At 54.2% G+C, this 23,166-nt stretch carries 15 protein-coding genes and 1 pseudogene; 8 read left to right on the forward strand and 8 right to left on the reverse strand.

All coding sequences use genetic code 11. From position 1 onward, the window contains the following. Positions 1 to 171: 171 nt before the first annotated feature. From RAC89_RS07225 to RAC89_RS07240, 4 genes are all read left to right on the forward strand, one after another. On the forward strand, positions 172 to 1,722 hold the full coding sequence (locus RAC89_RS07225; RefSeq protein ID WP_306612721.1) for an extracellular solute-binding protein: 1,551 nt from the start codon (positions 172 to 174) through the stop codon (positions 1,720 to 1,722). Positions 1,723 to 1,793: 71 nt separating this feature from the next. Next, positions 1,794 to 2,702, forward strand: a complete 909-nt coding sequence (locus tag RAC89_RS07230) for an ABC transporter permease (RefSeq protein WP_306612722.1) — start codon at positions 1,794 to 1,796, stop codon at positions 2,700 to 2,702. A 16-nt stretch (positions 2,703 to 2,718) separates the two neighbouring features. Beyond that, positions 2,719 to 3,588 carry a carbohydrate ABC transporter permease gene (locus RAC89_RS07235; protein WP_306612723.1) on the forward strand — a complete coding sequence of 290 codons (870 nt, stop codon included), beginning with the start codon at positions 2,719 to 2,721 and terminating at the stop codon, positions 3,586 to 3,588. A gap of 43 nt (positions 3,589 to 3,631) precedes the next feature. Further along, on the forward strand, positions 3,632 to 5,854 hold the full coding sequence (locus RAC89_RS07240) for an alginate lyase family protein (RefSeq protein ID WP_306612724.1): 2,223 nt from the start codon (positions 3,632 to 3,634) through the stop codon (positions 5,852 to 5,854). A gap of 23 nt (positions 5,855 to 5,877) precedes the next feature. On the opposite strand, the gene RAC89_RS07245 is transcribed toward RAC89_RS07240, so the two are convergent. Beyond that, entirely contained in the window at positions 5,878 to 6,996 is a 1,119-nt protein-coding gene (locus RAC89_RS07245; protein ID WP_306612725.1) for a CdaR family transcriptional regulator, read from the reverse strand. 151 nt (positions 6,997 to 7,147) lie between these two features. Between RAC89_RS07245 and RAC89_RS07250 the strand changes: the two genes are divergently transcribed. From RAC89_RS07250 to RAC89_RS07270, 4 genes and pseudogenes are all read left to right on the forward strand, one after another. Beyond that, positions 7,148 to 8,266: a glycerate kinase family protein gene (locus RAC89_RS07250; protein WP_306612726.1), complete on the forward strand. Its 1,119-nt coding sequence runs from the start codon at positions 7,148 to 7,150 to the stop codon at positions 8,264 to 8,266. 17 nt (positions 8,267 to 8,283) lie between these two features. Continuing rightward, entirely contained in the window at positions 8,284 to 9,174 is an 891-nt protein-coding gene (locus RAC89_RS07255) for an NAD(P)-dependent oxidoreductase (protein WP_306612727.1), read from the forward strand. Continuing rightward, entirely contained in the window at positions 9,171 to 9,440 is a 270-nt protein-coding gene (locus RAC89_RS07260) for a YciI family protein (protein WP_306612728.1), read from the forward strand. The genes RAC89_RS07255 and RAC89_RS07260 overlap by 4 nt, the downstream gene beginning before the upstream one ends. 334 nt (positions 9,441 to 9,774) lie before the next feature. After that, a pseudogene (locus RAC89_RS07270) lies at positions 9,775 to 10,919 on the forward strand (IS3 family transposase). Between the two features lie 691 nt (positions 10,920 to 11,610). Here the strand turns inward: RAC89_RS07270 and RAC89_RS07275 are convergent. The 7 genes from RAC89_RS07275 to RAC89_RS07305 form a co-directional block, all read right to left on the reverse strand. Continuing rightward, entirely contained in the window at positions 11,611 to 13,620 is a 2,010-nt protein-coding gene (locus RAC89_RS07275; RefSeq protein WP_306612729.1) for a beta-galactosidase, read from the reverse strand. A 72-nt stretch (positions 13,621 to 13,692) separates the two neighbouring features. Beyond that, positions 13,693 to 15,222 carry a type 2 periplasmic-binding domain-containing protein gene (locus RAC89_RS07280; RefSeq protein ID WP_306612730.1) on the reverse strand — a complete coding sequence of 510 codons (1,530 nt, stop codon included), beginning with the start codon at positions 15,220 to 15,222 and terminating at the stop codon, positions 13,693 to 13,695. 73 nt (positions 15,223 to 15,295) lie between these two features. Further along, positions 15,296 to 17,326 carry an alpha-amylase family protein gene (locus RAC89_RS07285; RefSeq protein WP_306612731.1) on the reverse strand — a complete coding sequence of 677 codons (2,031 nt, stop codon included), beginning with the start codon at positions 17,324 to 17,326 and terminating at the stop codon, positions 15,296 to 15,298. 71 nt (positions 17,327 to 17,397) lie between these two features. Beyond that, positions 17,398 to 18,279, reverse strand: a complete 882-nt coding sequence (locus RAC89_RS07290; protein ID WP_306612732.1) for a carbohydrate ABC transporter permease — start codon at positions 18,277 to 18,279, stop codon at positions 17,398 to 17,400. 15 nt (positions 18,280 to 18,294) lie between these two features. After that, the gene (locus tag RAC89_RS07295; RefSeq protein WP_373430009.1) at positions 18,295 to 19,260 is read right to left on the reverse strand and encodes an ABC transporter permease; all 966 of its coding nucleotides are present in this window, start codon (positions 19,258 to 19,260) and stop codon (positions 18,295 to 18,297) included. Between the two features lie 213 nt (positions 19,261 to 19,473). Continuing rightward, positions 19,474 to 21,789 carry a helix-turn-helix domain-containing protein gene (locus tag RAC89_RS07300; RefSeq protein ID WP_306612734.1) on the reverse strand — a complete coding sequence of 772 codons (2,316 nt, stop codon included), beginning with the start codon at positions 21,787 to 21,789 and terminating at the stop codon, positions 19,474 to 19,476. Between the two features lie 227 nt (positions 21,790 to 22,016). Beyond that, positions 22,017 to 23,057 (reverse strand): LacI family DNA-binding transcriptional regulator, encoded by a 1,041-nt coding sequence (locus RAC89_RS07305; protein ID WP_306612735.1) that lies wholly within the window; start codon positions 23,055 to 23,057, stop codon positions 22,017 to 22,019. Positions 23,058 to 23,166 lie beyond the last annotated feature (109 nt).

Genomic DNA, 23,166 nt, shown 5'->3' on the forward strand with positions numbered 1-23,166 from the left:
TTCTTGATTATAGTACAATGGACTGGCGGGAGCCTACCGCTAATTCGACAAATCGTAAGAATGGTGACACATTCGCTTGAATCGGTCATGTTGTCGTGTCGCATGATCTTCTATAATCCAAATTGCAAGCATGCTGCAGCGTAAATAAATAATGATAAATGGGGGATGACCATGTCTTTCAAAAAAGTACTCTTACCTGTAACGGCAGTTTCGGTCCTACTGACCGCCGCACTCTCGGGCTGCTCCGGCGGCAAATCGGCGGCGCCGGGAGGCGAATCCAATCAACCGGCGGCCTCCTCGCAGCCCACATCCATTAAGGCGCTGACCATTTTGTTCGGAAACCCTCCGGCCGTGGAGAACAATAAGGCCTTGGAGGATATCGAGAAACGCGGAAACGTAAAGCTCGACGTCACTTTCGTGCCCTCCGAAGCATACAAGGACAAGCTCTCGGTTGCCATTTCGGCAGGAAATTCCTATGATCTGCTTCTGCTGGACGGAGGCAAGGATGACAAGTTTATGAATTTGGTCAAAATGGGAGCCTTCCATGATCTGACCCCGTATTTGAAAAATGCCAAAAATATTAATCAGATCGAAGCTGCTGTATGGAACAATACGAAGGTACAAGGGAAAATTTACGGGATTCCAAGACCTCGCGGTCTTTACGGCGGTGGAGAAGCCAGCCTGCTGATCCGGAAGGACTGGCTGGATAAGTACAATCTCCCCTTACCGAAAACTTTGGATGAGTTGACCAAAGCATTGACCGTGTTCAAGGAGAACGATCCGGCAGGCGGAGGCAAAACGATTCCGTATACCGTCTTCGGCGTGGACGGCGCCGCATCACCGGGACCTTTTTCCGGCGTGCTGCCGCTTCAATTCGCCTTCGGTATTCCGAACACATGGAAGCTCGATAACGGGAAACCGGTCCGCGACTTCCTCACACCGGAATATAAGGCTTACCTGGATTGGATGAAGGATGCCTGGAGCAAGGGACTCATCGATAAGGACGCACCGGTTCTGAAAAACCAGCAGCAGTCGCGAAGCAAGTTTCTGGCAGGCGTCGCCGGAGTGTTCGCAGGTAACGTGAGCGATATGGCTGAGGCAAACCTGGCGAAGCTGCAGCAAGTGGACCCGAAGGCGGAAATTGCGATCATTGACATCTTGGAAGGCGCCGGAGGCAAGAAAGGTGTAGCAGTGATCGGCGGCTACTACGGACTGTGGGCCATTCCAAGCTCCGTACCGAAGGAGAAGGTTCAGAAGATCGTAGACTTCCTTGATTTCAGCGCATCGGAGGAGAATGTGGCCTTCTCCAAGGCGGGAGTTACAGGTATTCATTCCAGTGAGTTCAAGAACGGTATTGCCGTTCAGACCGAGGAGCAGAAAAAGCAGTACGATTTGGATAAGCCGTCTCAATTCGTTCTGCAGAATCGGGTAGACCCTTATGTTTATGCGAGTTCCAAGGATCCGGCCATTTTACAAAGACAAAAGGCTTCCTTGGATACCATCAGCAAATTCGGTATTGAGAATCCGTTCTTAAGCTACAGCTCGCAAACCTCCAGCAAAAACCCGGACACCTACAAAAAAATGAGCGCCGCGATGACCAAATACGTGCTGGGAGAAGCCAAGTGGGACGACGTGCAGAAGGAAATCGATGCTTGGTCGAACGGCTTGGGCGCACAAATCACGAAGGAGCTTCTGGACCAATACAACGAGGATCATAAATAAAAGCGGGTGCACAAAAGGGGGAGCCCTCCCCCTTTTTCGTATCCGCAGCGAAGGAGAGGAGTGCGCAGCTCATGGAGAGAACCTTGCGAATACATCGATTTCAGCAGCTTTGGCCCTTTTATTTACTCGCTGCCCCGGGCCTGGTTTACTTTATTTTATTTCACTACGTTCCGATGTGGGGACTGGTGCTGGCGTTTAAGGATTACAGTCCCTTCATCGGTATTTGGGACAGCCCGTGGGTCGGACTGGATAATTTTAGGCAGTTTTTCAGCACGTCGGATTTCTTTCTTTTGCTAAACAATACACTTTTGATCAGCTTTCTCAATTTGGCGGTGTATTTTCCCTTTACGATCCTGCTGGCTCTCATGCTCAATGAGGTGAGACTGCAGCTGTTCAAACGTTTATCCCAAACCATTGTTTATCTTCCCCATTTTTTATCGTGGGTAGTCATCTACGGGATCACCATCTCCTTCTTCGGGCCTTCCGGCGTCATTAACCACTATCTGGAGCAATGGTTTAACGGCAACGCGCTCTTCCTTGTAAGCAACGAGTGGTTTCGGCCCTTGATCGTGCTGCAGTCCATCTGGAAGGATGCCGGCTGGGGAACGATCATCTTCCTTGCTGCGCTGGCGGGGATTAACCCGGAGCTGTACGAAGCGGCTAAGGTGGACGGGGCGAACCGGCTTCAGAACATTTGGAATATCACGCTCCCGGGGATCAAGAGCACGATCGTAATTTTGCTGCTGCTGCGGCTCGGGTCATCACTGGATTCGAACTTCATGCAAATTTTCCTGATGACCAACAGCTTGAATCAGGAGGTTTCCAATGTATTCGACTTGTTCGTGTACCATATCGGGCTGGAGCAGTTCAATTACAGCTTCGCCATTACCGTAGGCATGTTCAAATCTGTAGCAAGTCTGATCCTGGTGCTGGCGGCCAACTATGCTGCCAAATTGCTCGGTGAAGAAGGCATTTTCTAGACAGGAGTGGACCTTAATGAATGCAAAAGTGACCTGGTTTGACAGTCTGCTGACGGCCATCATCCTACTGATCTGCTTGACGGTGATTTTGCCTTTTCTCTATATCATCGCCGTTTCCTTCAGCCCGCCTGCCTATTCGATGGCCGGGAGCTTCTTTATATGGCCGAAGGAATGGTCTTTGGACGCTTATTACTACTTGCTGCAGGCACAAACCTTCCTTACCTCCGTTAAAAATTCGGTGTACATTACGGCCATCGGGACGTGCGTAAATCTGGTGATTTCTATCACCTTGGCATATGCCTTGTCAAAGAAATTCGTGCCCGGCCGCAAATTCATGCTATTATTTATATTTTTTACCATGATCTTTCACGGCGGCATGATTCCTTCGTATCTGGTTGTGAGAAGCCTGGGGCTGATCGATTCGTACTGGGCCATCATCCTGCCTGCAGCGACCGGCGCCTTTAATATCATGGTCATCCGTTCGTTCTTCCAAAGCCTGCCCGAAAGCCTGGATGAAGCGGCCCGAATCGACGGGGCGGGAGAATTCCGGATCCTGTTCTCGGTTGTGATCCCGCTCTCCAAGCCGATCATCGCCACATTCGCCCTTTTCTTTATGGTGCAATATTGGAATGAATTTTTCTCCGCAGTCATTTATTTGAACGACCCGTCCAAGTGGCCGATCCAGCCGTTGCTGAGACAAATGGTGGCGATCAGTGCCTCCAACATCTCTACGGATGCCGCTCTGGATGCGCAAATGGCGGCCAATTTGGGCCCTAATGTCCAAAATGCGGCGATTTTGCTGGCCATGCTGCCGATCGTAGCGGTATATCCGTTCCTGCAAAAATATTTTGCCAAAGGCGCCATGCTCGGATCGATCAAGGAATAAGGCTGCCGATGGGCTACTATGTTGAAAACGAAGGTGAACCCTAATGATATCTATGGGCTATAAAGAGCTTCGGCATAACCCTGACTATACCAAGCCCCTTATGACGGATGAGACATTCCTGCGGGATGAGCTGGATCTGAACCGGCCCGGGATGGAGGACGTACGTCGCCTAATCCTGTCCGGGAAGTCGGAGGAAGCCCGCGATGCTTACTTGCATCTCATAACGCAGGACACGGTCAAACGCTATTACTTCGGCGTACAAGCGGTGCCAGAGCTCATGGCCTATGCCCAGGAGGCTTATATCCTGGATGAAGAAGCCCGGCAGGCGATCCGGGAAGCGGACCTCATTACGGAAGGCAGCCTGCCGCTCCCCAAGGGAAAACGGGTGGATTTCGGCAAAGGCGCCTATGACTGGAACAGCTGGCTGTACGACAGCTCGCAATACCAGCTGCATCTGACCCGCTTCGTCTACGTGAAGCACCTTTCGAGGGCTTATTGCTTAACGGGCGATGAAAAATACGCCGAATGCTTCAACAAGATGATGGATCACTTCATCGAAGATTGTCCGATGCCGGTTGACGGCACATTCCGGGTGCAGCACTGCACTTGGGACCCGTTGTCGGTGGGGGTCCGGTTGTTTATGCTGCCGGAGGCGTTCATCACCTTCTTTGGCTCCCCTTCCTTTACCCCGGAAGTCAAGATGAAGATGATTAAATCCTTTCATCAGCACGGCGACTATGTGCGCAAGTACCATGCGAGCCACGGGAATCATGTGTGTATGCAGCTGAGGGGCTTAATCCAGGTGGCGCTGCTCCTGCCGGAGCTTAAGGTCTCGAAGCAGTGGCTTGCGTACGGGCTGGGAGAATTGCCGGGATACATTCGTCAGAACGTCTACGAGGACGGGGTCCAGTTCGAGGCCAGTCCCAACTACCATCTGGTCGTCATGCGGGATTTGTATGAATTGGTGCCTCTGTTCCGTGCGCTGGAGCTGCCGACGGAACAATATAACGAAATCCTGGAATCGATGTTTGCCGTGATGATGCACTTGATCACGCCGGATGGTCAGCTCGCACGCTTCGGAGATACGGATCTGCATTCGGAGAACGAGCTTCGCAGCGTGATGAGCCTGGGAGCTTATTTATTCGAGCGGGGAGACTTCAAGTATGTAGGACATGAGAAGCTTCCGTTCTCCCTCCTATGGAGACTGGGTCCCGGGGCGGCGGAGCGGTATAACCGGCTTGAGGCCGTGCCTCCCCATGACACCCTGGCCTGCTTTCCCATCGGAGGCTATCTCGTGTCCAGGGAAAATTGGAGCCGTAACGCAATGCATATGGCGATGCGGGCCGGCGTCGGCATCAACGGCCATGCGCATTCCGATGCGCTCAGCTTCGTTCTCTATGCGAACGGCCGGGAGCTGATTGCGGATTCGGGGATGGGACTGTTCGAATGGAACAAGGAGCGCAAATATATTGTTTCCACCCGTGCTCATAATACCGTTGTCGTCGACGGGGAGGACCAGCATGTCCGCAGTCTGCATTGGAACAGTCCGCCTACCGCAGCATGTAAAATTTGGGATGTGCGCACCAACGGGCAATACGATTATTTTACCGCCAGTCACTATGGCTATACCCGTTACGAAGACCCGGTTATCCATACGCGCAAAGTGCTCTTCGTCAAAAACCGGTATTGGCTCGTTGTCGATTTGTTCGAGGCCAAAGCGCAGCATCGCTATGATCAATACTATCATCTCCCCGTCGGGGAAAGCACGGCGGATTGGAGCAGCCGGCAGATACGCACGAATCTGGCCGAGGCCAATGCGCTTCTGGTCTTCCCTACCGGACGGCACTCGGAAGACGATCGTCTGATGCTTGAGTCCGGCCTCCTCTTCCTGAATGGCGAATACAAGGTCAATCCGGTCGTGAGGCGCTCGCTGTCCGCAGCGGGGCGGGCTGCGATGGAAACCGTCATTGTTCCTTACGGCTCGCTGATGCCGAAGGTAGAGGTTCTTCGTCTTCCGGCACAGTTGGATGGGAGAGATTTGGAGCCATGGGAGGCTACGGCACTACGGATTGAAACGGAGGAGTTTACCGATGATATCTGTCTATACCACGACCATATCGCTGTGGATGCCTATTTGGATCACACGGGAAATCCCGTAGAAGAAGCATTGCTGCCTAAGCCTCGTTCCATCGGGATGCTGTATTTTGGCGGCGCTTATTATCACGAGGATATAATTTTGAAGCATTCCCCTACCGGAGGGGAATAACAAGAACCGCCCAACCTGAGTCGTCAGGAACGGGCGGTTTGTTCGTGCTGCACGCCATCCTCCTTGAGCCAGACGAGGAATTGCAGCGAAATGGCATCCTGAAAAAGCTGCGGATCGTAGCCGGTCGCTTCTTTTACCTGAGCTAAGCGGTAGACGAGCGTATTGCGATGAACCTCCAGCCGTTCTGCCGCTCTTGCGATGCTCAGGTTGCATTCAAGGAATACCTGCAGCGTCTCCAGCAGCTTCTCGGGCAGCTTCGGCAAAAGCCGCTCCATAAACCTCGCTTTGGACTCGGCCGGCACCTCGCTGAGAAGCGCCTCCGTTTCCACCTCGAGGTAACCGGTAAGCTCTCTCCCCTGCTTCAATCCGAGCTTAAGTGCCGTGCACGCCTCATGATAGGCAAACGATACATCCTCCAGCGACCGCACGGAAGAGCTTACGCCGGACTTCGCTTCGATGCCCGTCTTACGGAACAGCTCCTGCAGCCGCTCCATGCAGCTTCGTACGCGGGACTCCCCTCTGCCGTAGAAGACGATGACCCACGTATGGACATTGAGAAAGCTGCTGACCAGCCGCGTATCTCCCATAACCGACTCCGCAAGATGAAGCATCGTCTGGGTTTGCGACGTTCTGTTCTGTAGAGAAATAACAGCCAGCTGGTAAGGCGGCTTCATAGCGATTTTGAGCGCATCCAGCCGATGCAGCGCACCCTGCAGGTCTTGGTTCTCCGCACGAATGAGCTCCTCCACCGCAATATCCATCGCTATTTGCTGCCACTCCGTTTGAAGCTTCAAATAATTTTGCTTCAGCATCATTTCCGTCGTCATTTTGACAAGCTCCCCATAGGGCAAAATCTCCTCAGGAGACCCTGTGACGCCGATGACGCCGACCGTACGATTCTGAAACACGATGGGGAGATTGACACCGACGTTCACTCCCCGCCACTGATCTTGGTTGTCCGGCGTAATTACCAATGTGCGCCCCGTACGGATGACCTCGGCGGCCGCTTCATGATACGTATCCAGCCTCGACACATCCCCGCTTGCAATAATGCTGCCGTTGTCGTCCATAATGTTGATATTGCGGTTCAAGCGTCTCATCGTCTCTTGCACGATCTCTTGCGCCAATTCACGGGTCAGCATACCGGGTCACCTCACCTTATATGCTTATTATTCAGCAAAATCACTAAAATTGAAAGTATATCTTTCGTACTTTTTGTTTGCTGACCATAAAGACTTTGGATTCCAAGCCAAGCTATAATAACGATATATTCAAAGAAAGGGAGTCACCCACATGAACGTTGTCATTGCGCCGGACTCCTTCAAGGGCAGCCTCTCTTCCCTGAAGGCGGGTACCATCATGAAGCAGGCGATTCTACGGGAGGTTCCCCACGCCGTCGTGACAGTCATTCCCATCGCCGACGGAGGCGAAGGCACGGTGGATACGCTGGTGGCCGCCACAGACGGAGCTCTCGTTCCCTTAACGGTAACGGGACCCTTGGGGGAGCTTGTCGAAGCCCGCTTCGGCCTGCTTCCGGACGGAACGGCCGTACTGGAGGCAGCGGGCATCTGCGGCCTGACGATGGTTCCCCCCGCCCTGCGGGACCCGACGAAAACCACTTCGCGGGGCATCGGCGAAATGCTGCAGGCGGCCATGGACCAGGGTCACCGCCGCTTCATCCTCGGACTTGGGGGAAGCGCAACGAACGACGGCGGGGTAGGCATGCTTCAAGCGTTAGGCGGTCGATTCCTTGATGGATTCGGGAAGCCCGTAGACGGCTTCGGCAGCTCGCTGGCGGACATACGATCGGTCGAAATGTCGGGACTGGACGCCCGGCTGAAGGACTGCGAGATCCAGGTCGCGTGTGATGTCAGAAACCCGCTCTGCGGCGAAAGCGGAGCGACGTATGTATTCGGTCCTCAGAAAGGAGCGACCCCGGAGCAGCTGCAAACGCTGGAATCAGCCATGAGTGGTTATGCAGCCTTGGTCGAGGGACATCTGGGACAGCAAGGACTCAGCCTGCAGCCCGGCGCCGGAGCGGCAGGGGGACTTGGCTTCGCCATGCTGGTGCTTGGTGCAAAGCTGAAGCCCGGCGCGGAGGTGCTGGGAGAGGCCGTTAAGCTGAGCGAGCACATCGCGGGGGCCGACTGGGTCATCACCGGCGAAGGCCGAAGCGATCACCAAACGCTTTACGGCAAGCTTCCGATTCACGTCGCCGGTCTGGCCCGAGCCGCCGGGGTCCCCGCGCTGCTCATCTCAGGCAGCCTTGGCTCCGAAGCCGAGAAGCTGCTGGACCATTTTCGGGCCGTCTTCTCCATCGTCCCCGAGCCGGTGACATTGGAGGACTGCATGGCAAACGCCCAGACTTATTTATACGATCGTGTACGCAGTATTGCAAGATTACTTAACTAAAACGGGAGGCTATCATCATGACAAAAGTAGGTTTTATCGGACTCGGCAACATGGGCTTGCCAATGGCAACCAATTTAACCAAGGCGGGCTTTGAAGTATACGGCTTGAACCGGAGCCCCGGGGCGGAGCAGCGCTTCGCCGAGGCCGGCGGTAGAACAGGGCTTTCGCTGCAGGCGCTAAGTCAGGAAATGGAAGTGCTCACGACCTGCCTCCCCTTGCCTCAGGATGTGGAACAGGTGTATCTTGGAGAGAACGGCATTGTACCTAACGGACGTCCCGGGCTCATCCTCATCGATTTCAGTACGGTATCCCCGGACCTGAACAAGAAAATTGCCGCTGCCGCTCAGGCGAAAGGCATGGAGTTCTTGGATGCCCCGGTCAGCGGCGGTACTGCGGGTGCGGTATCGGCCACGCTCAGCATCATGGTTGGCGGCAAAGCGGAGGTGTTCGAGTCCGTGAAGCCCTTGCTCGAGGCGCTCGGCAAAAATATATACCTTGTCGGCGACGTGGGCAGCGGCACCGTGGTGAAGCTGATCAACCAGCTGATGGTCGGCATCCATACCCAGGCCGCGAGCGAAGCGCTGGTGCTCGGACAGCAGCTGGGTGCGAATTTGGATACTCTGGTGCAAATTTTAAGCAACAGCTTCGCCCAAAGCCGCATCCTCGACCGGCACTACAACAGCTTCATCGCCAAGGATCAGTTCGAAGCGGGCTTTGCCCTGAAGCTGCTGCATAAGGATGTCGCCTTAGTGCAGCAGGTGGCCGGCGAGCTGAAGCTGGAGCTACCGATGGGAGCCAAAGCGCTGCAGCTGCTAAGCGATGTGAAGATGACTGAGCTCGCCGAGAAGGACATGTCCGCGATGTATTTGTTCCAACAAACCAAAGTTAACGGAGGGAATAATCAATGAAATACTTTGCATGCTTCCTGCCTATGCTCGATGCGGAGAAGAGCCAGACGTTCCGCCCCCAGCATCTCGACTACCTGGAGCAAAAGCGCAGCGAAGGCAAAATTTTTGCCAACGGCCGCTTTGTAGACGGCTGGGGCGGACTGGTCATTTATATGGCAGAATCCGAAGAGGAAGCCAAGTCCTTGGCGGAGAACGATCCGTTCGTCATCGAAGGCGCGAGACGCTACGAAATCCACGAGTGGGATATTGTGATTACCGGGAAATAACTGTGCTAATCAAAAACCCTTGGCAGGATGCCAAGGGTTTTTGGTTAGACCGCCCTCCCGAGCAGGGTAGCGCAGCTACTGGAGCAAGGCGACAACACACATTGCATGAACAAAAGCTAGCCTACGCTCCTACCCGAGGCATGAAATACCGGCCATATGGTCAGCCTAATCGCAAATTTGCCACTGCACACGCGAAACTTGGCCCAATGGATCCTGTAATCGCACATCTGCCATTATCCGAGCCATAGTGGAGCTAGACTAGAAAGTAGACACACTCTATCAGCGACCTGGTACAATAAAATAAACTAAAAGGTCGAGGTGTGTCATGGGAGATATTCGTCAGCATTTTGATGAAGAGTTCAAGCGTCAAACCGTAAAACATATGCAAGAGAGTGGGAAAACCCCAGCCGAAGTGTCCAAAGAATTGGATATCCCTGTAAGCAGCATTCGAGCGTGGAGAAAGCAGTTTACCAACACGGGTGAAAAGTCGCAACTGTTTGTCGATTACGAACGACTCAAAAAGCTCGAAGAGATGAATCGAGAACTTCAAGAGGAGAACGAGATTCTAAAAAAGGCGATGCACTTCTTCACGAAAAACCGAGACTGATTTACGCGTTTATCCGTAAATTCCGCTTCCAGTTTCGTGTTGAGAAGATGTGCTCTGTGATGGGCGTTTCCCGAAGCGGTTACTACAAGTGGCTGAACCGAAAGCCAAGCGAACAGGAAAAGCTTCGCAAGAAACGGATGAAGCGAATCCAGCATCATTTCTATGCCTACAAGCGTCGTTACGGCAGTGATAAGATTGCAGCCAAATTGCGTGAAGAAGGCGATACCATCTCGACGAAAACAGTGGCTCGCCTGATGAAAGAGATGGGGCTGCGCTCTTGCACAGTGAAGAAATACAAAGCAACCACCAACTCGAAACATAATCAACCGGTGTATGACAATGTGTTAAACCGCGGCTTTACCGTACTTGCACCGAACAAGGTATGGGTAACAGATATTACGTACATTGGGACATCTAAGGGCTGGGTTTACCTAGCGAGCGTGATGGACCTGTACTCTCGCAAAATCGTCGGTTGGGCGCTTGGGGAGCGAATGACCAAAGAACTAGTGTTGGAAGCGTTTGACCAGGCTTGTGAACGGCAAAAGCCTCCTCCAGGTCTAATTCACCATTCTGATCGAGGCTCACAGTATGCCTCAAACGAATACCGCGAGCGGCTGACGAAGCAGGAGATGATTGGCAGCATGAGTCGTAAGGGCAACTGCTACGACAATGCATGTATCGAGTCCTTCCACAGCGTAATGAAGAAAGAGCTCGTGTACCAAACAAAGTTTCACACCCGAAAACAGGCGTATGATGCAATTTACCGGTACATTGAGTTCGACTACAACCGGATCCGCATCCACTCGACGATTGGTTATCTCACCCCGCATCAGTGCGAGAAGAGGTACTATGAACAACACCAGGTTTCATAGTTTCTGTGTCTACTTTCTTGACAGAGGTCCATAGAGCATGAAATACCGGCCATACGGCCAGTCTAATCGCAAATTTGCCGCTACACTCACCATTCTCGGCCAGCTGGATACCTGTAATCGCACATCTGCCATTATCCGAGCCATAGAGCATGAAATACCGGCCATACGGCCAGCCTAATCGCAAATTTGCCGCTGCACTCACCATTCTCAGCCCGCTGGATACCTGTAATCGCACATCTGCCATTATCCGAGCCATAGAGCACGAAATACCGGCCATACGGCCAGTCTAATCGCAAATTTGCCACTGCACACGCCATTCTCGGCCCGCTGGATACCTGTAATCGCACATCTGCCATCCGAGCCATAGAGCATGAAATACTGGCCATACGGCCAGCCTAATCGCAAATTTGCCACTGCACACGCGAATCTCGGCCCGCTGGATACCTGTAATCGCACATCTGCCATTACGCGTTCCAAACGGGCCGTAGGGAATAAAACCATATTCCCTATACATATCAAGAATTTCGTTTGGGATCGCGGATTTCTGCGCTTCTGCGCTTCTGCACTTTTGCAGCTTGGCGTCACCTTATGGGTCACGCGGCGGCCAGAAAGCCAGCGCGGAAATGAGCCGTACCTCGGGCGACATCGAGAGTTTGCCGGTTTATAGCAGGACTCTGGACATGCAGCGCCATTAAGTCCGAATCACAATCGCTGCAAAATCCTTCAGCTCCGCCAGCCGAATCGTTACCCCTTGTTCCGTGCTCGAATAGTCCACCTTCGACTTCGTCACCAAATCCTCAGCCCCCTGACAATCTCCCAGCCCGCGAAGCGACAGCTCGATTCCGTACACCGGAAGCGGCTCGAAATACGTTACGCCGTTAAACCCGGACAGATTGAGCAGATGGAGCAAATACGCGTCGTCATCCAGCCTGTGGAAAAACACCTCCACAGAAGGAGGAGCATTCGTACTAAGCTTCCACGGTCCCTCTGCCGCTTGCTCCAGAAGGTCAAGCACCACGTGTTTATGGTCGGCGAAGCCGTGCCGGTAATACAGCGTGCCGGGCTGCCACGGAAGGATTATGGCGCTGCCCTTCGTCTTCGCCGCAACCAGGGCTCCCGCCGCCTGCCCCGAGATGCGGTGTCCGAACGCCCGCTCCGGCGGACCATAGGTCGAAGGCTCCACGAGCGGCAGCTGACGTACCGCACCCGCTTCCGGCTGAAGCCGGTGGAACGGCCCGTCGAGAAAAATCCAATCCCGCTCCGGAAACCGAGGGAACGCTTGCTTGTCTTCCGTCCAGAGGTAGGCCGCCTCCTGATGGTAATAATGTACACCCTCAACACTAGCGTGGAATATACGCCGCAAAAACGCCTGCTCCTCCGCTCCTTCGGTAAAGGCTCCTCCTGTAGCCAGCAGGCTAACACCCTGCCCATGTGCCAGCTCCAGCGCTTTCAGCTCCTCTGCAGTGAAGCCGGCCGTATCCGGAATAAGGATGGCCCGGTAGCCCTTGAGCCGCTCCGCATTGGCGGCAAGCGTGTTCTGGTGAATGACATCGAAGAGGATGTGCTCCTCCTTCAGCATTTTGTACAAGCCGAAATATTCCTTCGTGTGCTTCTGCACCGGCCGTCCCGGCTTCACCAGCGCCACATCCGCCATGGAATGAAACTGCCCGTAATACCGCTCATTGTCCTTGTGATAACGGAAAATGTCGGCTACGACCGGCAGGTTCTCCCCATCAGGATAATCGTCGAATATACCGATGATGCAGAAGTCGAGACCCGAACCGCTGGCCAGCCCTTCCTTCAGACGAATATTGATTTCATGCTTGGAAACGCCCGTGAAGCGGTGAACCAAATCAATCGCGTTGATGCTGCAGTTGCTGACGAGCTTATCGTCCCAGCTGTCCTCCAGTGACTGTACGTTCTCCGAAGCGGAGTACAGCCAGACGGGATGCGGCCGGTGAATGTCCGTATTCGACTCCTTGCGGACAATATCAACCTTGTACTCGTTATAGGTAGAGATGGCGATCTCTCTGTCCTTGCTTTTGACGAGCTCATGGATTCGATCCAGGATCTGTTTGACCGTCACGTCTTGGAACTCCTTGTACAGCCGGTACACAGGATCATCGAGGCTCTCCGTCTCCGGCAGCTCCATGCCGCCGCTGAATTCCCTAAACCCGGCCTGACAGCTGCCGCAGAAGCAAATGCCGTAATGCTTGCCGCTGTAGTCCCTCGTCTGATACCCGAACATGTTGAAGAAAATGCCGTCCACCTCGTACCGGGTGAGCACCTCATCGATAACCTGCAGAGAGTATTCCCGCTGATAAAAGCTGTTGACGCACGTATGCACAATCCCGTGATAGTTGACCTCCTTGCCCTCCCGGGTCCGGTAGAACCATTCCGGCCGCTTCGCGTAGATCGATTCATGCGCCTTGCTGAAATCGAACCGCGCGATAAACCTCATGCCGTTCGCATGCGCCTTCTCCACAGCCTCCTGAAGCAAATCCTTGCGCTGGCCGGCAGCCCGGTAATGATATTCAAGCTCCGTCGGGTAAAAGGCCACGATCCCCCCGGCATTCATCATCAGCACGTTCGCGGATAGCTCCTTCAGCTGCATCATTAACAGGTCCACATCCAGATTGGCATCGGATTCGCGTAAATTATTTTGAATCAGGCGCAGCCTGTTCGTTGTCCACCAAGCCATGTCCCTTTTCCTCCCCTCTTTCGTAAAACGGTTACCGGGGACTCCCCCGGTAACCGCTTCCGCACAGCCGTATTATTTTTTGTGAAATTCCTTGTAGGCTTCAGCATTTTCCTGGAACGCTTTCTTCATCTCAGGCATATTGTTCAGCTTCTCCACATAAGCCTTGAACTCGTCCATGGAGATTTGGCTTACGATTGCTTTGGTCACCATCGATTTAAACTCGCTCTCATACTTCGGCCAGATGCTGTTGAAGGTCGGGGAATACACGTAACGGAACGGATCGACCTTGCCGATCGTGTCGTACTGCTCGACTTCCTTTTTCTTTGCGTCGTTGTATGCCTTGTCGCCGGAGGCGCTCTCCACCTTGCCCCACTTCGCATAAGCGAGCACGCCTGCGCCCTTGCTTGTCGTATTGACTTCCTTGACGCCTTGGTCCGTCAATACCTTCTGCCCGCCGACCACCTTATGGTGTACGCCCTCAATGCCGTAATAGCCGAAATCGGTCATTTCATCGGAAGCCGTGTAGTCAAAATATTTCAGCAGCTGCTTCACCTTAGCCTCAGGCACCTTCTTGCTGATGTAATACCCTCCGGATACTCCCGTTGACAGAACAATCGCATTGTCCTTCGGCCCCTTCAGGGTCAAATTGAGAATCTTCGGATTCGGCTGCGTCTTGCTGATCGAATCCTCCCATTCCTTATCCCACCATACGCTTCGCGCGTAGGAGGCCGCACGGCCGGTCTTATACAGCTCCTCGGCCTGCGTTTTCTTCATGACCGCGAACTCCTTCGACAGCACGCCGTCGGTATACAGTCCGCGGAACCAATTGACCATCTCGGTATATTGCGGAGTCAGCCGCTTATCGATCATACCGCCCTCGCTGTTGTAGGTCGGATCCAGAGCGCCGAAGCCGGCGGCGAAGGCATCGTCCCCATCGCTGATAATGACGCCGTGGCCGATCAATCCGAGCGTATCCTTCTTACCGTTGCCGTCCGGATCGCTGTCGATGATCTTCTTCAAGGCGGCGGCGTATTCATCCAGCGTAGTCGGCACGGGGATGTTCAGCTTGTCGAGCCAATCCTTGCGGATCTTGATGCCGTTATCAATCCGGGAACGGGAGCGCGGCACCGCGTAAATTTTGCCGTCAACGGATAAGTACTTCTGCCAGTCCGGGGCCATATTTTTCTTCAGGTTCGGATATTCGCTGAGATCCCCCAGGAACGGAGTGAGATCCCAGAAGGCACCGTTCTTGATCGCACTGCGCAGTGTCGGCCATGTGGAATCAGGGGAAGCCACAACCTCGGGAAGATCCGCTGAGGCGAACAGCAGATCCGCCTTCGTCTTCAGGTCGCCGTCCGGCACCCATTCGATGTCGAGCTTGCTGTTCGTGCGCTTCTGCCACTCCGTCCAGTACGCGTTGTTCATATCCGGCACTTCGTTATACAAGCCGGCAAATATTTTGATTGTCAGCGGTCCGTTATCGTTCTTCGTTCCGCCCGTTGTCCCCGCTTTCCCCGGTTCATTCGATCCGGAACAAGCAGCCAGCATGGATACAGCTACGAGACAGGAAACGGTTGCCGTGCTTTTCTTGAATGCTTTCATATATGACATCCCCCTTAAGGATTATGGTTGGTCTTGACCGGCACTAGCAAAGCCTTCGTTATTCATGATCATATCACGATTCCTCTGTTTCGATGAGCAGGCATTCCCAAATCCGCAGCTCCGGCACTTCCACATGGAGCATCCCCTCGTTGACGGAATAGGCTGGCGACTCTCCTGCAATCAGCTGCCGGACGGATTTGACGCTTTTTCCGTTCAAACGCAGCTTCGCCTGGATACCGTACAGCGGCAGCTCGGTCGAGAGCGGCCGCCGGCCCGCGCCGTTGACCAGATGGATCAGGATGTCGGAGCCCTTCTCAAAGGCCGTCACCTGCAGCCCTTGGTAGTGACTCGTCTCCAGGAGCTTCTCATCGCCAAGCACCAGATCGATGGCGTTTGCCAGCAGCCGGTAATGCTCATCCAGCTTAAATTCATTGATGAGATGACTGAGCGAGAACGGGAAGTACAGTGCATGGCCCTTGCCTGAAGCCGCACGCAAGGCAAGCGGTATGTCGGTGTGGCTGACGGCAAGCGACGCCCGCTCCGGAGGCGCTCCTACGCTCTCCATCGGCGAGAACGGCGGCACCAGCGTCGCCAGCACCTCCGTGCCCGCATCGGCCGGACGGGTATAGATCACCTTGCCGCGATGCGCAATGAGCTCCGTTTCTTCCAAGCCCTTTTGCAGTGGATTGCTGTCGCCCTCGAATCTTAAATAAGACGCCGCCAAATACTCGCTGCCGTACAGCTCCTGTGAGATGCCAAGCAGTGATAGCAGTTCTCTCCGCTCCGGTATCCCCCCCTCCGCCAAGATCTGTCCGCCCGCTTTCACATAGGCTGTAATCGCCTCCAGGAATTCGTCGGTATAGCTCATACCCTCAGGAATCACTAGGGCCTTATACCGCAGCAGCCTTTCCGGCGTCGCCTGCTCCAGCAGCAGCACATCGAATAAAATTTGCCGGGCAATCAGCCCGTCCGCCCAGCCCTCCGCCGAAGCATCCGCCGTCCACATGAGAGCCACCTGCGCCACCGTTTGCGCATCCTCCATGTAGTTCTCCACCTTCTCCACATTCCGGTTGAACTCGGAAACGACCTCCAAGATGCGCTTATCGGTAATGGTCTCCGGGATCCCCGTCAGCGAATGCCAGATGCTCCCGCCATGGGCCGGAATTTGCGACAGCCAGAAGCGGTATTCGGCCGGAGGCAGTCCCGTATGACGCCAATCCATCCCTGGGCTGGAATGCACGATGCCGAACGGAGCCGGACGCTCAGGCAGCGACCTGCCCAGCTTGATGCTCAGCGCAGGCTTCCAGAACTCGGGGATGTGACGGTGGCCGAGCGACAAAATATCCTGCGGCTCGGTGCAAAGCATATCCGTCGTTTGCGCGCGGTCAAACAAATTGTCCTTGTACAAATTGTAGTACAGGATCATCGGGACCTCAGGTCGGGTCTTCTTTATAGTGTTGTACAGGTTATCCATGTTGTCTCTCATGCAAGTCGATGCCCACTCCGGCGCAAATTCCTTAGCGTCCTGCGGCAGCTCTCTGCCATATACAGTCCGGTACTTCCTCCGGCAGCCCTCGCAATGGCAGGTGACATACCCCGGTGCATTAAAGAAGATGCCGTCTACATCGTATCCTTGCAGCACCTCCTCCAGTACAGGGATGGCCACGGCCTCATTGCGGTAGGCGCTGTTAATGCAGGTCGACATCAGCAGCGACCACGGGCCCGGCCTCTTGGCCCCGATGACCAAGGGCTCGCCGTCCGCTTGGCGTGCAAACCACTCGGGCCGGCTCAAGTAAGTCGAATCCTCGGCCTTACTGAAGTCGAGCCGGGCGATAAAGCGGATGTCTCTCTTGTGACACTCCTCGATCACCGCCTGAAGCAGGTCAAACGATGCCGGAAGATGCTCGTTCACCGTATGGTACGGCACCTTGGTCGGGTACCACGCATAGATCCCTCCGACATTAAAGACAATCGTATTGCCCCCCATGTTCTTCATTTGCTCCGCCAGCTGCTCCGGTTCGATCAATCCGGTATCCCGCACCTGCAGGTTCGGTTGGATGACGCGCAGCGGCCTCTGCCACCATGCTTTACGTTCTACGCTCATAGCTTCCTCCTGAATGGGGGTCCGTCAGCTCGGCTGATTCGGTACCCGCCGAATTTGAACTGCACTACCGGCTATCCCTTAACCGAGCCCAGCATCACTCCCTTGGCAAAATGCTTTTGCAGGAACGGATAGACGACGAGAATCGGGCCCATCGCCAGCATGATCGACGCCATGCGAATGGTCTCCTGCGGCACAAGCCTGTCGTCCCCGCCTCCGGATTGCCCGACGCCGATGGTGTCCGAATCGATGACGAGCGTTTTGACGAGCACCTGAAGCGTCCACTTTTTGGAATCGGAAATATAAATAAGCGCATTGAAGTACGTATTCCAGTGGGATACGGCAAAAAACAAGGTAAAGGCCGCAATCGCCGGCAGGGACAACGGAAGAACAATGCGCAGGAACACTCCCATATCGGAGCAGCCGTCGATCTTAGCCGCATCCTCCAGCTCGGCTGGAAGTGATTCCATGAAGCTCTTGATGACAAGAAGGCTCCACGCATTCGTAAGCGACGGCCAGATCAGCGCCCAGTAGGAATTCAACAGACCGAGCTGCTTAATCAGAAGGTAGCTCGGCACGATCCCGGCGCTGAATACGAGCGTAAAGATAACCGCGCTCAGCATCAGCCCTCGTCCGGGCATCGTTTTTTTCGTCAGCGCATAAGCGAGAGAGAATGAGACCACCAGATTCAGCACCGTTCCTACGACGGTAATAAACGTCGTGCTCTTCAGCGCATTCAAGAAGCTGTTGGTCGATAAAATGTACTTGTAAGCGGACAACGACCATTGCTCCGGGAAGATGTAAAATTCCAGCGGCACATAAGATTCCGGGTCCGTGAACGAAACGCTGAATACATAGAAGAACGGGAATACACATACGAGAGAAATGACGGCAAGGAGCGTGTAGTTGACATAATCGAACAGCTCCAGCTTCTTTTTCCGCGAAACAAAGCTCATGGCAGCTCCTCCTTGTTAATAAATTCCTTCGTGTCCGAGCTTTTTCACGATGTAGTTGGAGGTCATGACCAGCACGAAGCCAACCACTCCTTTGAACATGCCTACCGTAACCCCGGCGCTGATCTGACCCTTGAGAATCCCTTGGGTGTATGCATAGGTGTCGAATACCTCCGCCATGGAAATGACGAGCGGATTGATCATCAGCAGGATTTGCTCGAAGCCCACATCCGCCATTTGACCGAGCCGCAGAATGAGCAAGATCAGGATCGTCGGCCGGATCGCCGGCAGCGTGACGTGCCAAATTTGCCTCCACCGGTTCGCCCCGTCTACCACAGCCGCCTCATACCTTTGGGGATCTACCCCCGCCATCGCCGCCAGGAAAATGATCGTCCCCCAGCCCGCTTCCTTCCACATGTTCTGGGCCGTAATCAGCCCCCAGAAGTAATTCGGGTTCGACAAGAACGCGATGCTCTCGCCGCCGGACTCCGTAATCAGCTTGTTGATGATCCCTACATCCGTCGAAAGGATAAAGAACGTCATACTCGCCACAACGACCCAGGATAAAAAATGCGGCAGGTACACAATGGACTGGTTGATCCGCTTAAAGGTCTCGTGACGCACCTCATTCAGCATCAGCGCCAAAATAATGGGAAGAGGAAACATAAAAACCAGTCCGAAAATATTGATGGCAAACGTGTTTCTTAGCATGATATAGAAGTTGCTGTCGCCAAAGAGCTCGGTAAAATGCTTCAGCCCGACCCATTCGCTGCCCCAGAAGCCGCTGTAAGGGTTGTAATCCTTAAAGGCGAGCAGCAGCCCCCACATGGGCACAAACTTGAACAGAAGAAAATAAAGAATGCCCGGCAGCGCCAGCAAGTAAATGTATTTATGCTGCACCATGCGGTCCCGAAGCCGGAACCAATAGCCTTGCCGGGGGGCAGCCGCTGTCGTCGGGCGGGGTCGGGCTCTGGAAGTCTCCATCATTTCTATGCACCTCTTTCGGTTAGTCCGGGTTAAACGTTTCCCCCTGTGAGCTCATCATAAGTCAGCCGAGCATGGCAGCATAGCGACAATCCTTGCTTTGGACAAGCTCCGGCGGGAGCAGGTCAAAATCTGTCTTGTGCCCGTCAGCCGGCCTTTGGAACACAAAAAATCGAGGCCCGACATAAGTCAGGCCCCGATGAGCTTACGATATTACCGGTATGCGGATCGGAACATACTTGGAGTCATTTGCACCTTGCGCTGGAAAATGCGTGTAAGGTTCCGCTCCGAATAGCCGATGACGCCCGCGATCTCACTGATGCTCAGGTCCGTCTCCAGCAGCAGCCGCTTAACCTCCTCCACCTTGCATTCCACGACGAAGTCGAGGAAGTTGATTCCCATTTCCTTTTTGAACAGCCGGCTGACGTACGACGGACTCATCCCGACAAGCTCGGCGCACTGCACCAGCGTCAGGTCCTCTCTGCAGTGCTCGCGAATATGCAGACAGATTTGGCGGATCGCCGACTGCCCGTTATCGTTCAACGTTTCCTCCGTCAATCGCTTATGCAGCGGGAACAGCACTCCAGTGAACCAATCGATGATATCTCTCGAGGTTCGCTTGCCCTCCAGCTGGCCGAACAGATTGTGCTCCAGAATATCAAGAATGCTGCCGCCCTGCTTCTCCAAGGAAGTAATAATGGCGGACAGCAGAACCGAATAGCTTTGGTGGATAAAATGATACGACTGCGACTGCTGCAGCGCTTTCGTGAATTTCTCAAGCGACTGCTCCGCCAGCTTCGTTTCCCCTTTGGACAGCGAGTCGACAATCGCTCCTTCCAGCTCCCTTGGGTAGCGGAAGACCGAACGGGTTTTCGAGCTTTCCAAATCCTCAATGTACAGAATCGAAGCCGTATCCTGGTAGATCCGGTATTGCAGCGCAACGACCGCCTCCTTGTATGATACCGGCACGTCAGCGATATGGGAGTAACAGCGTCCGATGCCTACGGACACCTCGAAGGACAGGTAGCTCTGGAGCGAATCGCATACCGATTGGGCGAAGGCGATCATCCGCTGCGGCAGCTTGCCCTGCTCCTCCATATCGTCCCATCGAATGAGGCCTACGCCTCTTCCCTCATAGGGGAAAACGTAGCCCTGCAGATCCGGATTTTTCTCCATGAGCTCCTGAATGACATTCGCCAGCGTAAACGCAATAATCGGCTTGTCGCTCGGCAGAAACCGGGTTTCCCTGATGGCATTCTCCACCTCGACGACCATGACCCCGTACGTTGCCTTCACCGTCAGTCCGTACGTTTCGCAATCATGAAGCAGCGCGTCGCTAAGAATATAATCGCCGTTTACCAGCTGCTGCAGGCAGCGCTCCCGCAAGGTCGGCTGCACCTTCTCCATATATTTGCCGAGCCTTTGGGATTCCTTGTTCAAGTAATCGAGGCAGGCCCGAATATATTCGAGCTCGTTCTCGCTTCCTTGGATGCGTCCGGCCCCAAGCGATCTGCTGTGCTTGATCAGCTGTTCAATCGGGCTGTACACCCGCTTCGTGCTGAAATACGTAAACATGGCGGCGAGCGCAATGATGAAAAGCAGCGCTGTAATCGTCAGCACCCGAATCCACGCCAATTTGTCCGCAATAAGATCCTCCGGAATGACGGAGACATACGTGCGCCCGAACATGCTTTTCATATACGAGACGTGCGCTTTGCTTCCATCCTGCCGGGTCTCATAGAAGCTGCCGATGCTGTCCTCGGAAGCTGCAATCGTCTCGTAACCGGCCCATGACTCCAGATTGCCAAGGCTCTCCTCTAGCTTAAGATGACCGATCGTGCTGAGGAATACCAGCTCCTTGCCCATAGGAATGACCGCCGCCTCCTCAGGCAGGAAGCGAATAATCGCTCCAATGTCCACCTGAAGCCCCAAGATGCCCTGTGCATTACTGCTCGAGCCGACTGGCACCTTGCGGACAAACGTGATCAAGCCCTCCTGTCGGCTCGCGGGCAAGTAGGTCCACCTGGTCAGGCTTGCATCGTTCATCAGCTGCTGAATGTCCGCCTTGTATTTATATTGATCCAGCTCCATGGAACCGTAATTGTTCGTCAGAACGATGCTTTCCAGCGTGCTGTAGAAATAAATTTCTTTGATGAAGTCATTCGCATTTTTGACCAGCGTAATCTTGTTGACCAGACCCAGATGCCAAATCAGCGGCATATCTTGAATCCGCCCGGCGAATAAATCCGTGATGATCGGGTCAGCCGCCAGCTGCAGCGAGTCCTTCTCAATCCCCTGAAGCATCCGCTCCGCCCGGTCCTTGGCCAGTACGAGCGAAGATTGGCTCTCGCCAATAATCTGCTCCCTGGTCCGTTCCATCGAAACCTGGTAGTATACCAGACCCGCAATCATAATCGGTATACATACCGACAAGCATCCGACCCAAATCAGCCGCTGCAGATAGGTCCCGCTGCGTCTGTCACGACCCAAATCAAACCATCGTCTCCAGCGGTTCAACCAATTCTTCATGGGTCCCCTCCTCTGCCGGCAGCTTCTTGCTTATTTACAGCCTATCTTCATTGTAAAAGAAAATGCCCGATTGCAAAACCGACAGTTCTTGTTTTCATGGACCGGGCTACGAGTAGAAGGACAAGTTGTGGGGGAAAAGCAAAAAACGTCCGACCGGATGGCAGGTGGAGCAAAAAATGTCCGGTGCGGATAAAAAAACGTCATCTCCAATATCACATAAGATGACGCTAACGCTTACCCCTTAATGCCCTCACCGTTTCTCCTTCATAAAAAGCCCCTTGCAGGCGAATATGCTCATAGGGCGCTCCCGGGTTGGCGATTCTCCATAGCATGCGCTCGGCTGCGCGTTCACCCGCTTCCTTGACGAGCAAAATCGGGCGCGTCAGCTCGGGGAAAAAGGACGGCCGCTCATGCTCCAGACTGACGAGGGATACGTCCTCCGGGATGGACAGCCCGATTGTGCTGCACGCGTAGTAGAACCAGGCAGGGTCTCGCTGCAGCGCGCAAAGAATGGCCGTCGGCTTAGTTTCGGTCAGCTTCTCCCGCAGCTCCTCGATCCACTGTTCCTTCGTTGGGGGCGGCGCCGTCATGTGGGCCTTCGGATCAACCGTAAGTCCCGCTTCGTTCATCGCTTCCTGAAAGCCCTGCCAGCGCAGCCGAAAGCCGCGATGCGACTCGATATCTCCGACATACATGATCCGGCGGTGCCCCTTGGAGATGAAGTACCGGACCGACTGATGAACGGCGTGGTATACGTCCCAGACGACGCTGTCCACCTCCACCGTATGCGGCGGGAAGTTCAGCATGATCTTGGGAACCGGCTGCGAGAGCAGCTCCGATTCCGCTACAGGCGGAAGGACCGGGCTCAAAAAGAGGCCGTCGCAATAATCGAGCTCATGACGCTTCATCCATTCCCGAAACAGCTTGACGGAAGAGGCTGGAGGCACGACAACCGGATGAACCGAATGTCCGAATTCAATCATCCGTTCCTGTACCCCCGTCAGCATCAACCGGTTAAAGTGGGAATCCTCATTCAGAAGCATCATGAATCTTCGCTGCTTAACCGAATGATAGGGGATCCTTTCAACCGCCATGCTGCGTTCCTGTTCTTTCGTATGGTAGCCTAGCTCCTTCGCCTTTTCGATTACCTCCTGCCGCGTCCGCTCCGACATACCGGGCAGTCCCCTAAGCGCCTTAGAAACCGTATGAACGGTCAGCTCCAGCTCCGCAGCGATATCCCTCAAGGTCACCGGCTTGCTCCTTCGCATCGCTTCCCACCTCCTTCAGCTTCACTCCCATTAGTGTAAGTAAAATGTAACTAAAACTCAACAAAAATGAATGCTATACTGTTTGCAAAATGAGCGAAGGAGCTGTTAA

Origin of the sequence: Paenibacillus sp. GD4 (genome assembly GCF_030846225.1) — a bacterium.
GTDB lineage: Bacteria > Bacillota > Bacilli > Paenibacillales > NBRC-103111 > Paenibacillus_G > Paenibacillus_G silviterrae.